Origin of the sequence: Streptomyces sp. NPDC002209, assembly GCF_042890265.1 — a bacterium.
GTDB lineage: Bacteria > Actinomycetota > Actinomycetes > Streptomycetales > Streptomycetaceae > Streptomyces.
This window is the reverse complement of record NZ_JBIARX010000001.1, coordinates 1,037,194-1,050,069: the sequence shown is the minus strand read 5'-3', so window position 1 is coordinate 1,050,069 and position 12,876 is coordinate 1,037,194. Positions and strand designations below refer to the sequence as shown.

Below are 12,876 nucleotides of genomic sequence, written 5' to 3'. Positions count from 1 at the left end.
CCGCTGGGCATCGGTCACGGACAACGGCGGAATCTTCGGACCAGGACGGCTCATACCGAACTAACGCCAAACCTCCGACTCAGGTCACTAGGGGGTGTCTTGTGGATCATGCCGGGCTCGCGGCGTCCGGTGCCGCGCCTCGCCGCGTTCTCGTCGGTCGCCGACCCCCAGCTACCGCTGGGAGGTGCCCCCACCGCGTCGACTCCCTCCTCGGCCTTGCGATCCACGGCACCGGACGCCGCTCCCTGATCCGGCCTGATCCACAAGACACCCCTAGGGGGTGTCCGGCGGCTCGGGGTCGGGCATACCGCCGGCATGATCACAACGCAGCAGACGCCAGACCGCACCCGGCCCCCGACCCACCGGCCCCCCGGCCGGGCGACGAGCAGCCGCAGGCCCGGGCAACCGGCCGGGCAGACGACGAACGACCGCAGGCCCGCGCAACCGGCCGGGCAGAAGGCCGCCGCCCACGCGGCGCGCCGGCAGTTCAACCTGGCCACCCGCCACCAGCTCATCAGCGCGGGGGTACCCGCCGGCACGATCACCTCCCGCACCCGCCCGGGCGGGCCCTGGCAGCGCTTACTGCCCCGGGTCTACCTCCTGCAGACCGGCCCCCCGGACCACCGCCAACGCGCCCTCGCCGCCGTCCTGTACGCCGCCGAGCCCGCCGCGGACCCGCTGTCCGGCGACACGGCCGTCCTCACCGGCGGCGCCGCCCTGGCCCTCCTCGGCATCCGCGACGTCCCGCCCACCCCGGCCGACGTCCTGGTCCGCGCCCCGCGCCGGCTCACCGGGACCCCGGAGGTCCGCCCGCTGGCCACCGCGCGCTGGCCGCGCACCATCGCGGTGTCCGGCATCCCGAGCACCCGCCCGGTGCGGGCGGCGGCCGACTTCGCCTCCCGGGCCGGGGATCCGGCGCGGATCCGCTCGACCCTGGCCCAGGTCGTCCAGGCCGGCTGGTGCCACCCGCAGGACCTGCACGCCGAGCTCCGCGCGGCCCGCCTCCTCACCCGCCCGGCGGTCCGCGCCGCCGCGGCGGAACTCATCGCCGGGGTCCGCTCGATCGCCGAGGCCCTGGCCCGGGACGCCCTCGCGGCGACGGACCTCCCGACCCCGCTGTGGAACGCCCGCCTGTACACCCCGGACGGCACGTTCCTGGCCAGCCCGGACGCGTACTGGCCCGACGAGGGCGTCGCCCTGGAGATCGACTCGGCGGAGTACCACTACACCCGCGACGCCTGGCACGCCACCCTCCTGCGCCGCCTGCGCCTGGAGTCCCACGGCATCCTGGTGGTCAGCGCAACCCCGTCGATGATCCGCGACACCCCCGAGGAGGCCATCAAGGCCCTCCGCACCCTCCTCACCCTGACCACCACCCGCCACACCCCACCGGACGTGCGGGCGATCGGGCACCAGCAGCTGCAACTCTTCGGCGCCGGCCCTGTGAGCCGACGGTGCTGAGGGCAGCGGCAGTGGCAGGAGCGGGGGCGGCGATGCCGCACACTTGTTGGGAGCCGGAGTCGATGTCAGTGGGATCTGTCACCCTCTGTGATGGCTGGCGGCACAGGGCGCCAGCGCTGTTAGTGATACAAGGAGGGTGCATGACCAGCACTGAGGCGGTATTCACCTCGATCGAGATTTGTGCTGGAGCGGGAGGGCAGGCCATCGGCCTGCACGAGGCGGGCTTCAAGCACCTTGCACTCGTGGAGATCGACCCGCATGCGGCCGCTACGCTGCGCAGCAACATCGCGACGCGCACGAACTGGGCATGGGAGCAGCAGCACTGTGATGTGCTCGAGATGGACGTCAATGACTTCCAGCCCGACACGCACCTGACGAAGACGGGCTCGACCCTGCAGCCGCGCAAGCTCGACCTCCTGGCCGGGGGGGTTCCGTGTCCCCCGTTCTCCCATGCGGGCAAGCAGCTGGGCAGGGACGATGAGCGTGATCTCTTCCCGCGGATGCTCGACCTCGTCAAGAAGCTGAAGCCCCGCGCGGTGATGATCGAGAACGTGCGCGGGATCATGGACCCGAAGTTCTCCGACTATCGCGACTGGATCAAGGCCAGGCTGCAGGGCGGCGACTACCGCACCGAGGACGGGCGTATGGCCCATGACAGGGGCCTCGGCTACAAGGTGTGCAAGTGGGACGTCCTGGAGGCCAGCGACTTCGGGGTGCCGCAGCTGCGCCCCCGCGCCATTCTGGTGGCTATCCGCGACGACGTACTGAAGGACCTGAAGTACGAGTGGCCGTCGCCCACCCATGAGGACCCGGTGAGCGTGGCAGCCGCGCTTGAGGAGACCATGCGCGAGCGGTACGCGCGCTACTTCGACGGCCCCTACGCGCAGCTCGCTCGCAAGAAGTACGACACGTGGCTCGAGACGGCCAGGAACCGTGACGCCGAGCTGAAGAGCAAGGGGGGCGGCATCGCGCCCACGCTCGTCGGCGGTTCCAAGAAGCACGGGGGAGCTGACCTCGGCCCGAGCCGGGCTAAGGCGTCCTGGAAGCAACTCGGCGTGTCCGGACTCGGCGTCGCCAATGACATCGCCACCTGCGAGAAGAAGGAATCCGAGGGCAGGGATCTCTTCGGGCCCGACGGGCCGATGCTCACGGTCGAGCAAGCGGCGATCATTCAGGGCTTTCCCCGGGGCTGGCAGTTCACTGGAGGCAAGACCGCGCAGTACCGGCAGGTGGGCAATGCCTTCCCGCCGCCCGTTGCCGCGGCAGTCGGCAAGTCGATCATCGAGGTCCTGAAGGCGGCCCGCGAGCGGGGACAGGGGCAGGGGTAGTCAGGCCGTGCCCGCACCGGTTCCGCGGGCACGGCGCTTCTCCACCTCGGCGGCGATCCGGACCGCGCAGTCGGCAGCAGCTTCATGCTCCCAGAACCGGAGCACCGTCCAGCCGGCCTCCCGGAGGCGCTGGTTGGTGTCCCGGTCACGTGCCATGTTTCCAGCGACTTTGCCGGACCAGTAGCCAGGGTTCGTCTTCGGAGGCACGTAGTGCTCGGGGCAGCCGTGCCAGTAGCAGCCGTCGATGAACACGGCCACCTTCGCCGGCCCGAAGACGATGTCGGCGGTCCGGCGAAGGTCCTTGATGGGCCGTGCTGCCACCCGGTAGCGCAGTCCCTGAGCATGCAGCATGCTGCGGATCAGCCGTTCCGGCTTGGTGTCGCGGCTCCGGATCGCCTGCATGTTCCGGCGCCGCGCCGCTGACGAAGCCCATGATCCTTCGGGAGGCGTCCACGGGTCGCTCATGTGTCAGACCTCAGTCGCTGCTAGACGATGTGTGCGCGGGGAGAAGCGGGGCCGGGATCACCAGATCCCCGCTCTCGGCCAGGACCCAGGACTCTCCGTCGATGACGGCAGAGGGCCTGCTGTCTCCTGGGTTGCTCCGGACGACACGGGCACTGACGAAATCTCCCTCCCGCGGCACAGGGAGAGCGAGCTGCCGAGCGATGTCCTGGTGCGAGCGGTAGTCGCCCATGATGATGATTCCCTCGCGGCGGAGCGAGGACCTGGCACCGCCGTTCCCCCGGACGCGCTTCATGTAGTCCTTCTGCTGGGCAACGGTCCGTACGACATTCCGTCCGATCCGGCGGCGCTGGGCACGCAGGAACAGCTCGTTGAGCCTGGCCTGGCCGGACTTCTTGGCGAATACGGCCTCACGGTCTGAGGGATTCATGTGGAGAAGGGTGTTCTCGGGCAGTTCGGCGTTCCGCCAGAGCCAGAGGATTTTCGTGCGGTGCTCCGCCTTGATCTGCAGTTTCATGTCCCGGTTGCTTCCCCCGTTCAGCAACTCGGGGACGATCCGGAGCAGGCCGGCGCTCCAGACGCTGTTGTAGTCGTCCGCCCAGACGAGCAGGCACAGGTGCCCCATCGCCTCCGGCGGGATCATCCAGCCGCCGAACTTCTGTGAGTACTTGCAGTCGACGTCCACGCCGCCGATCCGGTAGTCCATGTCGATGCCGTCCTCGAACGCGAACTCGCGCTGGAGGTTGATCTCGACGACCGTCCCGGCGTGGGTCTTCTCCGTCTTGAACAAGGACTTCCAGTCGTACCTGCCCGTCACTTCGCCGTTCAGCAGCTGATCGATCGTGTCTCTCAGTACTGTGGCGAACCGCTGGCCGACGGGGTCGAGCCGGCGCAGCTGTGTGTAGACCAGGGCCAGTTCGGGGTCGTCCTGGGGCAGTGCCTGGTCCTGGATGATCAAGGCGGCGGAAATGTCCGGAAACAGCAAGCGGACCACCTGTCTGGCAAGGGGGCGGCCGCGGAGGAGTCGGCCGTTGGATGGCAACGAGCCTACCGGCGCGAGTCGGTCCGGGTGGGTCTGCCCGTCGGTGGCTGTCAGGTGCCAGCTCCGAGCACCAGACCGAACAGCAGGAACGCCAGGGTCAGGGTTCCGGCGAAGGCGACGGCCCCCGTGATGATCGACGCCGCCACCGAACGGTTGTCCCACCGCGCCACCGCGACCGCAGCCCCGGCCATGAGCAGAGCGAACACCACGGCGATGGCGATCATGAAGATCAGTGCGGACAGCGAGATGCTCAGCATGTATGGGTCAACTCCATTGAAAGAGGGCGTGGGTGGGGTGTCCCTGTCCGGTTTCCGGGCAGGGTGAAGGGGTGGAGCAGGGTGCTGATCTTGATCCGCGCTGCTGGATCCCGGCAGATGCGGTGGCGCGCGGAGTCTTCCCATCGGCTACGGCTGTCGGCGTCCCCCTCGGGGCAAGGCTGCACGCAGGACGAGTTCCGCCTGATCGGTGAGGCCAGCACGGATCAGCGTGATCGCGAGCCGCATGGTGTCTTCGTGGCCGCGCTCGCGGCCGCCGAGCAGGAGCGCTTCCCCGAGCCCGGGGTGCCCGCTGGCGTACAGGTCGGCGGCCGCGGTGCACAGTTCCTCGTGCGTGAGCGCCTTGCTCGCGGACCAGGCGATGCCGATGACCCCGCGCCGGTCACCGGCGGACTGGGCTGTGATCAAGGCGCGGACGGTCTCGCCGGTCTTCTCTTCGTCGCCGCTGTGCCGGTCGTGTGCCGGTCCCGCTGCCGGAATCGTGCCGGACTGGGAGGACGGCGCGGAGGAGTCGGACTGGAAAGGCCGGGTGGGCGAGGCGGTGGAAATCTGCTCCGCTGCGCGGATGTTGCTGCACTCCTGCTGCGGCTCGGCGGAGGCATTCCGACGCACCGCAGCGTGCTTACGCAGTCGTTCGAGATGCTCAAGCTGGTCCGGTACGCCGGGGGCGCTCCGCCGCACCGCGTCGTGGATGGCGGCGAGGTCGGCAGCCGAGGGCACACGGCGGCCAATCCAGTAGTTGGACAGGGTGCTCAGCGGGATGTCGAGGTAACTGGCGCGAGCCCCCTGCTTCTCCATGGGCATGGCGGATATGAGGATGCGGAACCGCGCCGTGTACGCCTGCCGTGCCGGGTTGCAGCCATCCCAGTAGGCGCTGCCAACCTGACCTCTGGCGGCCATAGAACCTCCTGCGTAACGAGACTGACGGATGCTCAAGTCTTTTGACCGGCGCCGGGATACGCAAGCGGTAAACCCTTGATTTCGTGGATAGCTGTTTGCGCTACCCGCTTATCCGCGGCGGGCGATGTTTGCGCTTCGGGCGGCGTGGCCTGAAAGGTGTTTGCGTTAAGGCGAAAACATCCCAACGGGCTTGATTTGCATGGTGCGCTACCCCAGAGAATGGGTGCTGTCGATGGGTGTCGGCCTGGGAATGGCCGGCTGGTGAACGCTACTTAGGGGATTAATCGTGACGATCGCAGGCATTCCGTCGTGGCGTAACGGAGAACTGTCGACGATGGCCCGCTGCGCGCTGTGGCTGGCTACGGAGGTCGGGGTCGGGGAGGTCTTCACGAAGACCCAGCTGCGGGAGGCGTTTCCGGAGACCTCGCAGATCGACCGCCGCATGCGCGATCTCAGGGACCGCGGGTGGCGCATCGCCACCAATCGAGACGACGTGACGCTCAGCCCGAACGAGCACCGTTTCGTGGAGATGGGAGCCCAGGTCTGGAAGCCGGGGCAGTCGAGGGTCAAGCCGGCTGCGGTGGTTTCGGCTCCACAGCGCCGTGAGATCCTCAATCGTGACGATCACCTGTGCCGCGTGTGCGGAATCGCCGCCGGCGAAGCGTACGACGGCGGGATCGAGACCGCCCAGCTGGACCTTGCGCGCAGGGAGGTCTCCAACGCCGGCTCAGTGAGCGTCGAGCTGGTCACCGAGTGCCGCCGTTGCCGGATCGGAGGCCGCGGCCAGCAGACCGACCTGAGCGGTGTGCTCGACCGCCTGGAGCAGATGAGCCAGGTGGAGCGGGAGCATTTCGCGCAGTGGGTGGCCGCGGACCGCAGGGACTTCAGCCTCCTGGATCGGCTGTGGGGGGAGTACCGGAGTCTGCCGGCGGAGTCGCGCGGGACGGTTCGCCAGGCGCTCGAGCAGCCGTAGCGGGCGTGGGTGGGATGGCCGGCAGCAGGACGGGCGGACGCCCGAGTCAAGGAGACATGTGGGGATGCTGAACTTCGATCTTCCTCCGGACGCCGAAGCGAACGTGGAGTTCGTCGCACGTCGGCTCAAGGAGCCCGTAGAGGCTGAGGGTGTCCGGGAGACCGTCACCGTCGACTGGAACGGACGACCGCTCCACGTGGGCGTGATCGACGTGCCGCTCCACCGCCTCTACTACAACCCGGCGACGCACCGGATCCGGGCGCAGCGGGGACATGATCCGGAGCTCGCCCGCGGCCTGGATGCCGATCCGTGGAGTCCGGAGAGTCAGGACTACCTCAACCGTCTCCTCGTCGGGAAGTCGGCGAACCCGGACGAGATCGACCCTGACTTCGAAGCCCTGATGGACAGCCTCAAGGCCGTCGACCAGCAGGAGCCGGGGCTGATCACGCACGAAGGCATCCTGGTCAACGGCAACACGCGCGCGGCCGCACTCCGCAAGCTGAAGCGTCCGTCGATCCGGGTCGGTGTCCTGCCTCCGTCGTTCACCTGGGAAGACATCAACGCGGTCGAGCTGGCCCTTCAGCTGCGGCCCGACGAGCGCCGGGACTACTCCTACATCAACCGGCTGATCGCCATGGAAGAGCAGGAGCTGATGGGCCGCGACGCGGCCGACATCGCGCGAGCCTTCCATGTACAGCTCAAGACGTTCAAACAGGAACGCTGGATCCTGAGTGTCATCAGGGACATGATCGACCGGAGCGGAACCCCGGAGGGGGCCAGGCTCGCACTGTCTGACTTCGAGGGGCACCAGGAGAACCTCAAGGAGCTGCACCGCACCTACGTGAGGATGTCGGCTGCCAGCCAGGAGCGAGCCGAGCAGGTCAAGGAGAACAGGATCGTCGCCATCCTCCTGGACTTCGCGAAGACGAAGACGCGTCTCATCGGTGAGGGCTTCCAGGCGCAATACCTCGAGGCCAACCTGCCGGAACTGCTGACCTCTGATGCGGGCGAGGCGGCTTCAGCAGTCGCGATTCCCGGGCTCAGCGTCTCGGTCCCGGCCGATTCGGACCCCGTCCGCCAAGCCCGTGCGGCGACGGACCGGGTGCTGTGGGCCAAGGCCTCGGAATCGGCCCGTCACCTCTCCTCCGAGAGCCGGGAGGCCGCCCAGCGGGAAGTGACGGCGGCCCGCCGGGGAATGAGGCGTGCGCTTGACGAGGCGGAGCGCGACGACCGGCTCAAGCGGGTACGGCAGACCACCGCAGAGCGGCTGGACGACGCGCGGGCGGCGATCGACCAGAGCGTCACCGACCTCGTGGAGGCCCTGGCGAAGGGCAGCCTGGACGAGGAGAGCTTCGACAGTGCGCTGCTGCGCTTGAAGGGGAGCATGGCGAAGCTGGCGCGCCAGGCCAGTCGCGGCGTTGCCACGCCCGGGACCGGTGTCAACTGGCTGATCAAGGCGAGCGAGGGCTGAGGGTGCTCGACACGGAGGAGCCGTCGCTCCGGCTGGGGTTCGACGAAACCAGGACGAAGGTCCTTTTCCGGGCCCTTCCCGGCGACCAGGGCCATCTGGTGAGGCTGATCGCCCGGTTCGGCAGCGGCAGTCAGCGCGGGAACCTTGCGGCGGAGGTAGACCTCGAAGACTTCCTCTCTCGTCTTCCCCTGCTGGGGCACTGGCACGATCCGGCTGGTGTGTCGTTCGCGCAGGACTTGAAGGACCTCGCCGAGGCATCAGTGCGCGATGCCCAGGCAGTCGAGGAGCGCCTCAGGGCCGGCAGCCGGGGCCAGGACGTCACGGGGCTCGTTGCTGAGTCCGCCGTCGCCGGCATGCTGGGAGATGACTGGATCGCGCCCCTCACCGACTTCCAGACCCGGGACATCGCCAAACTGCTGTCCCTCACGCACGGAGCGAACTTCAGCGTGCCCGGCGCGGGGAAGACCCGCACGGCCTTGGCTGTGTACGCAGCCCTACGTCGGTCCGGATCGGTGCGGCGGATGCTCGTCGTCAGCCCCAAGTCCGCGTACGAGGCGTGGCGCGACGAATCAGACCTGTGCTTCGCCGAACCCCCGGTGGTGCGGGTCTTCAAGCGCTGGCCCGACAACGACGCCGAGATACTGCTCGTCAACTACGAAAGGCTGAGCCGCTATCAGGCCCAGCTTGCGGACTGGCTCAGCATGGGCCGCGCCATGATGGTGCTGGACGAGGCCCACCGGATGAAGCTCGGAGTCAGGGGAACGTACGGAGCCACCTGCATGGCCCTCGGACCGCTGGCCAGCCACCGGCTGATCCTGACCGGTACGCCCGCTCCGAACGGCGCCAAGGACCTGGAAAGCCTGCTTTCCTTCGTCTGGCCGGGGCACGGCCGGAGTGCAGTGGACCGGGCTGTGGCCGGCGGGGACCTCGCGCATGCGAGCAAAGTCCTGCGGCCGCTGTTCACACGTACCACGAAGAACGAGCTGGGTCTGCCGCCAGTGGACGTCCGGGTCAAGTACGTCGACCTCCCTGCAGCGCACCGCAAGCTGTACTCGGCGCTCCGCAATCAGCTGACCGGGCTGGCTGCCAGAGAACAGGAGGAGTTCACCAGACTGGGAAAGGTGCTCGTCTACCTCATGATGGCTAGCACCAACCCGGCGCTGCTGGAAGCAGGATCGGACCGCTACGAGCCGCTGCCCTTCTACGTGCCGCCACTGCACCCCTCGGATGATCTGCCCCTGAAAGAACTCATGAGGGACCTGCCCAGGTACGAGAGCTCACCCAAGTACGAGGCGGTTCTGCAGACGGTATCCGACAATGCCCGAGCTGGCCGGAAGACGCTCGTGTGGTCCACGTTCGTCAGGAACCTGACCACGCTCGCGGGCGTGATGGGCAGGTACAGGCCGGCCGTCGTGCACGGCGGGACGCCGGACCGGGACGAGGAGATCCGCAGGTTCCGCGAAGACCCCGACTGCATGGTCCTGCTGTCCAATCCCGCGACATTGGGGGAAGGGATCAGCCTTCATCACGTGTGCCACGACGCGGTCTACGTGGACAGGGACTTCGCCGCGGGCCGTTTTCTGCAGAGCCTGGACCGGATCCACCGGCTGGGGCTTGCTGCCGATACGCACACACGTGTCACGGTGCTCCTCGCTCGGGGCACCATCGACGGCATCGTCCATGACCGGCTCGGTCACAAGCTGGAGTTCATGGGCAAGATCCTGGATGACCCGCTGGTGCAGGAGCTGGCGGACCCGGAAGAAGACGTGACTCCCTGGGGCATGGATGCCGCGGACCTTCATGCCCTGGTCAGTCATCTGAGCGACCCGTCCGGCTGACAGTGCCGGACGGCTCGGCCGTCCTGAGTGCTGAGGCCCTACCTACGGAGCGCCGTGGCACTTCGAGTACGGCTTGCCTGAGGTGCACCAGCAGGGGGACGTGGGGGTGGGGGGCCAGGGGGTGGCTTTGCCGCGGGCCGCCAGGGTCGTGGCGTATTCCGGGAGGAGGGACGGGGAAGCCGGGGAGGTCTTCTCCGATGCCGCGAAGGCCTCGTACGAGGGGACGCTCGCCGTCACGATGCCGAGGTTCGTCGTGCCCGAGGCCGCCAGGGCGCGCAGGGACGTCTCGATCTCCCGCAGGTGGGCCTCGTGCGAGGGGTACTCCGCCGCCAGGGTGGGGTACGAGGTGAGGAGCTCGGCCAGTTCCCGCTGGGGCCAGTGGAGGATGGCCACCGGGAACGGGCGGGAGAGGGCGGCGCGGCGGTCGCCCAGTTCGGCGCGGAGGCGGGCGATCTCGGCGCGGAGCTCGGCCGGGTCGTCGGAGCCGAGGGCCCAGATGCGCTTCGGGTCGTGGAGCTCGTCCAGCGGGATCGGGCCGATGTGGCGGGTGTCGGCGACCATGTCCCAGTCGTCGTGCGGGAGTCCGAGGAGACGGCGGACCCGGTGGCGTCCCGTCAGGAGGGCCGTCGTGGCCGGGGTCAGGGGGGCGTTCTCCGTGATGAGGAGGGTGGCCGCCTGGGTGAAGCACTCCTCGGAGGTGGTCAACTCGTCGTGGGCCTCGAGGGCTTCCGCGATGACCTCCCAGGGGGCCGGGTCCGCGGGCGCGGCCGCGCGGATGCCCTGGATGAGGGCGCGGGCCTCGGGCTCGTGGCCGTACTCCCACAGGTTCGCGGCCTGGAGCGCCTTGATCAGGTGGGGGTCGGCCGGTGAGCCGGCGAGGAGTTGGTCGTACAGCGCGCTGGCGCGGTCCCGGGCGTCACCCAGTTCGAGGTGGGCCGCGGCCTGGAGGAGCAAGGGCTCCTGGTCCTCGGGGTAACGGGTCGCCGTGCGGATGAGGCGCTCGGCTTCGGCGATGTGCTCGGCAGGCGTGTCAGGGCGCATGGTTCACACCGTACTGCGGCTGGTCTGTTGACGGGGGAGGTCTTAAGGTGCGGCCCGTGCGGGATCACATGCGTGTGGTGGTGCAGGGGGGCGGCCGGCGCGGGCGGCGGGCCGGTCTTGCCGGGGTGCTGTGGGGCGCCGCCGAACTGGCCGTCACCGTGGGGGTGGTGGTGTTGTTGCTGGTGGTGCACCAGGTGTGGTGGACCAACCGGCAGGCCCTGGCCGGCGCCCACCAGCAGGTCCGGGACTTGGAGGAGGAGTGGAACGCCTCTCCTTCGGCTTCTCCTTCAGCCTCGGACCCGGCCTGGCCCTCGCCGGCTTCTTCCTCTTCCTCCTCCGGCGCTGCCGGTCCCTCCTCGGCTCCCTCCGAGAGCCCTGCCGTCCCGCCCGCCGCCGGGCAGGCCCCGGCTCCGGCGCAGGAGTCGGCGTACGGGGTGCTGCGCATCCCGCGGCTCGGTGTCGTCGTGCCCGTCGCGCAGGGGGTCGACAAGCGGGCCGTGCTGGACAAGGGGTACGTCGGGCACTACCCGGGGACCGCGCAGCCCGGGGAGGAGGGGAACTTCGCGCTCGCCGGGCACCGCAACACCCACGGCGAGCCGTTCCGGTACATCAACCGGCTGCGGGCCGGGGACGAGCTGATCGTCGATGTGCGGGGGAAGCGGTACACCTACGTGGTCGGGAAGGTCCTGGGGGAGACCGGCGAGCGGGACACCGGGGTGATCGCGCCCGTGCCGCGCAGTACGGTCCGGCCGGAGTACGGGTACAGCGAGCCCGGCGCGTACATCACGCTCACCACCTGCACGCCCGAGTACACCTCCAAATATCGGCTCGTGGTGTGGGGAACCATGAGGAGATAGCCCGCGTTCTTGTATGCGGTGGGTACGAACGGATCTTGGGAGGGGGGCTCTGCATGACTCGGCACGATCGTGGGCGGCTGGTGATGCCGCTGCTGATGTCCCTGCTCCTGCTCGCCGGGATTCTCGGGTTCCTCGGGCTGTTCGCCGGGGAGGGCGGGCTGGGTGGGCTGGGCGCCGTCGTGGTCGCCCTCGCCGCCACCGTCACCGCGGGCGCCGCGGCCCTCGCCGCCCGGCTGGTACGGCCTGTGCCGCCCCACCGCATACGCACCGCGATACGTGATCGTGAGCAGCGCACTGCGTTCCTGCCGCAGCGTGATCCCGATGCCTCGGGCCGGTCACGGCCCAGGGCGCCCGGTCGTCTCGTCCTGACGGCCGCGTAGGGGCACCTGCTCCGTTCTTGCTCTGTCTGCTGTCGTGCCCCTCGTGGTCGTCGCGCCGAAATGCAGTTCTTTCGACGTTGACGAGACCCCTCGGAGGGCCCGCGTGTCCGTTTTCACCTCTCTTGTTGTCGAGCTGGGCCGGTTCCTGGAGCCGGTACTGGCCGAGTCCGCGACCGCTGCCGCGATCGTGCTGTTCACCGTGCTCGTACGGCTCGCCCTGCATCCGCTGAACCGGGCCGCGTTCCGCGGTGCGACCCCGGTGGCCGGCTGTCTGCCCCTGCTGCTCCAGCTGCCGGTGTTCTTCCTCATGTACAAGGCCTTCTCCTCGTCCGGCGAGCTGCTGGACCACCGGCTGTTCGCCGCCCCGCTCGGGGCCCGGTGGAGCGATGCCCTCGGGGACGGCGGCTTCCTCGGGGCGCAGGGGCTGGTCTTCCTCGGGCTGTTCGCGGCCATCGCGGCGGTCGCCGCGTGGAGCGCCGTACGGGGGCGGCGGGCTGCCGCCCTGGCCGCCGCAGCGGCCGCCTCGGCTCCCGTGGCGGCCGCCCCCCGCGCGAAGGGCAGGCCCGGGGTCGCCGCCGAGGTGAGCGCCGAGCAGCAGGCGATGCTGCGCAAGCTGGGCGGCGTACTGCCGCTGCTGTCGTTCGGAACGCTGATCACGGCGGCCGTGGTGCCGCTGGCCGCCGGGCTGTACCTGGTGACCACCACCGCATGGTCCGTGGCGGAGCGGGCCTGGCTCCAGTACCGCAAGGAGGCGGCCGAAGAGGGCGAGCGTTCCAGTCTGTGAACAGGGTCTTGCGGATTGGGCAGCCATCTTGGAGGATCAACCAATTCTCCGATGGCCGCAACCC

13 protein-coding genes are annotated in these 12,876 nt (G+C 69.2%); 8 read left to right on the top strand and 5 right to left on the bottom strand.

Annotation, left to right across the window (positions count from 1 at the left end):
• The first annotated feature begins 315 nt into the window (after nt 1-315).
• Both ACFYXK_RS04850 and ACFYXK_RS04845 read left to right on the top strand, forming a co-directional pair.
• Nucleotides 316-1,461, top strand: a complete 1,146-nt coding sequence (locus ACFYXK_RS04850) for a hypothetical protein (RefSeq protein WP_389409815.1) — start codon at nt 316-318, stop codon at nt 1,459-1,461.
• Nucleotides 1,462-1,601: 140 nt separating this feature from the next.
• Nucleotides 1,602-2,789: a DNA cytosine methyltransferase gene (locus ACFYXK_RS04845; RefSeq protein WP_389409814.1), complete on the top strand. Its 1,188-nt coding sequence runs from the start codon at nt 1,602-1,604 to the stop codon at nt 2,787-2,789.
• Here the strand turns inward: ACFYXK_RS04845 and ACFYXK_RS04840 are convergent, their stop codons facing one another.
• From ACFYXK_RS04840 to ACFYXK_RS04825, 4 genes are all read right to left on the bottom strand, one after another.
• Nucleotides 2,790-3,254 carry a very short patch repair endonuclease gene (locus ACFYXK_RS04840; protein WP_133897935.1) on the bottom strand — a complete coding sequence of 155 codons (465 nt, stop codon included), beginning with the start codon at nt 3,252-3,254 and terminating at the stop codon, nt 2,790-2,792. It abuts the gene before it with no gap.
• Between the two features lie 10 nt (nt 3,255-3,264).
• Nucleotides 3,265-4,245 (bottom strand): NaeI family type II restriction endonuclease, encoded by a 981-nt coding sequence (locus tag ACFYXK_RS04835; RefSeq protein ID WP_389409813.1) that lies wholly within the window; start codon nt 4,243-4,245, stop codon nt 3,265-3,267.
• A 98-nt stretch (nt 4,246-4,343) separates the two neighbouring features.
• Nucleotides 4,344-4,550 carry a hypothetical protein gene (locus ACFYXK_RS04830; RefSeq protein WP_389409812.1) on the bottom strand — a complete coding sequence of 69 codons (207 nt, stop codon included), beginning with the start codon at nt 4,548-4,550 and terminating at the stop codon, nt 4,344-4,346.
• A 147-nt stretch (nt 4,551-4,697) separates the two neighbouring features.
• A complete protein-coding gene (locus ACFYXK_RS04825; RefSeq protein ID WP_389409811.1) occupies nt 4,698-5,468 on the bottom strand; it encodes a hypothetical protein in 771 nt (256 codons plus the stop codon).
• Between the two features lie 286 nt (nt 5,469-5,754).
• On the opposite strand from ACFYXK_RS04825, the gene ACFYXK_RS04820 reads away from it, so the two are divergent.
• The 3 genes from ACFYXK_RS04820 to ACFYXK_RS04810 all read left to right on the top strand — a co-directional run bounded on the left by ACFYXK_RS04820 (nt 5,755) and on the right by ACFYXK_RS04810 (nt 9,750).
• A complete protein-coding gene (locus ACFYXK_RS04820; RefSeq protein WP_389409810.1) occupies nt 5,755-6,441 on the top strand; it encodes a hypothetical protein in 687 nt (228 codons plus the stop codon).
• 196 nt (nt 6,442-6,637) lie between these two features.
• Complete coding sequence (locus ACFYXK_RS04815) at nt 6,638-7,912, top strand: transcriptional regulator (RefSeq protein WP_389409809.1); 1,275 nt, start codon at nt 6,638-6,640, stop codon at nt 7,910-7,912.
• Nucleotides 7,913-7,914: 2 nt separating this feature from the next.
• Nucleotides 7,915-9,750 (top strand): DEAD/DEAH box helicase, encoded by a 1,836-nt coding sequence (locus tag ACFYXK_RS04810; protein ID WP_389409808.1) that lies wholly within the window; start codon nt 7,915-7,917, stop codon nt 9,748-9,750.
• 42 nt (nt 9,751-9,792) lie between these two features.
• Here the strand turns inward: ACFYXK_RS04810 and ACFYXK_RS04805 are convergent, their stop codons facing one another.
• Nucleotides 9,793-10,791, bottom strand: a complete 999-nt coding sequence (locus ACFYXK_RS04805) for an SEC-C domain-containing protein (RefSeq protein ID WP_389409807.1) — start codon at nt 10,789-10,791, stop codon at nt 9,793-9,795.
• Nucleotides 10,792-10,859: 68 nt separating this feature from the next.
• Between ACFYXK_RS04805 and ACFYXK_RS04800 the strand changes: the two genes are divergently transcribed.
• The 3 genes from ACFYXK_RS04800 (at nt 10,860) to ACFYXK_RS04790 (ending at nt 12,812) form a co-directional block, all read left to right on the top strand.
• Nucleotides 10,860-11,648 (top strand): class E sortase, encoded by a 789-nt coding sequence (locus ACFYXK_RS04800; protein ID WP_389409854.1) that lies wholly within the window; start codon nt 10,860-10,862, stop codon nt 11,646-11,648.
• Nucleotides 11,649-11,701: 53 nt separating this feature from the next.
• Nucleotides 11,702-12,028, top strand: a complete 327-nt coding sequence (locus tag ACFYXK_RS04795; protein ID WP_389409806.1) for a DUF6412 domain-containing protein — start codon at nt 11,702-11,704, stop codon at nt 12,026-12,028.
• 103 nt (nt 12,029-12,131) lie between these two features.
• Nucleotides 12,132-12,812: a YidC/Oxa1 family membrane protein insertase gene (locus ACFYXK_RS04790; protein ID WP_389409805.1), complete on the top strand. Its 681-nt coding sequence runs from the start codon at nt 12,132-12,134 to the stop codon at nt 12,810-12,812.
• Nucleotides 12,813-12,876 lie beyond the last annotated feature (64 nt).

Coding starts and splice junctions, on each gene's coding strand:
- ACFYXK_RS04805 (WP_389409807.1), bottom strand. CDS start 10,791: ATGCGCCCTGACACGCCTGCCGAGCACATCGCCGAAGCCGAGCGCCTC.
- ACFYXK_RS04795 (WP_389409806.1), top strand. CDS start 11,702: ATGACTCGGCACGATCGTGGGCGGCTGGTGATGCCGCTGCTGATGTCC.
- ACFYXK_RS04850 (WP_389409815.1), top strand. CDS start 316: ATGATCACAACGCAGCAGACGCCAGACCGCACCCGGCCCCCGACCCAC.
- ACFYXK_RS04800 (WP_389409854.1), top strand. CDS start 10,860: ATGCGTGTGGTGGTGCAGGGGGGCGGCCGGCGCGGGCGGCGGGCCGGT.
- ACFYXK_RS04840 (WP_133897935.1), bottom strand. CDS start 3,254: ATGAGCGACCCGTGGACGCCTCCCGAAGGATCATGGGCTTCGTCAGCG.
- ACFYXK_RS04830 (WP_389409812.1), bottom strand. CDS start 4,550: ATGCTGAGCATCTCGCTGTCCGCACTGATCTTCATGATCGCCATCGCC.
- ACFYXK_RS04845 (WP_389409814.1), top strand. CDS start 1,602: ATGACCAGCACTGAGGCGGTATTCACCTCGATCGAGATTTGTGCTGGA.
- ACFYXK_RS04825 (WP_389409811.1), bottom strand. CDS start 5,468: ATGGCCGCCAGAGGTCAGGTTGGCAGCGCCTACTGGGATGGCTGCAAC.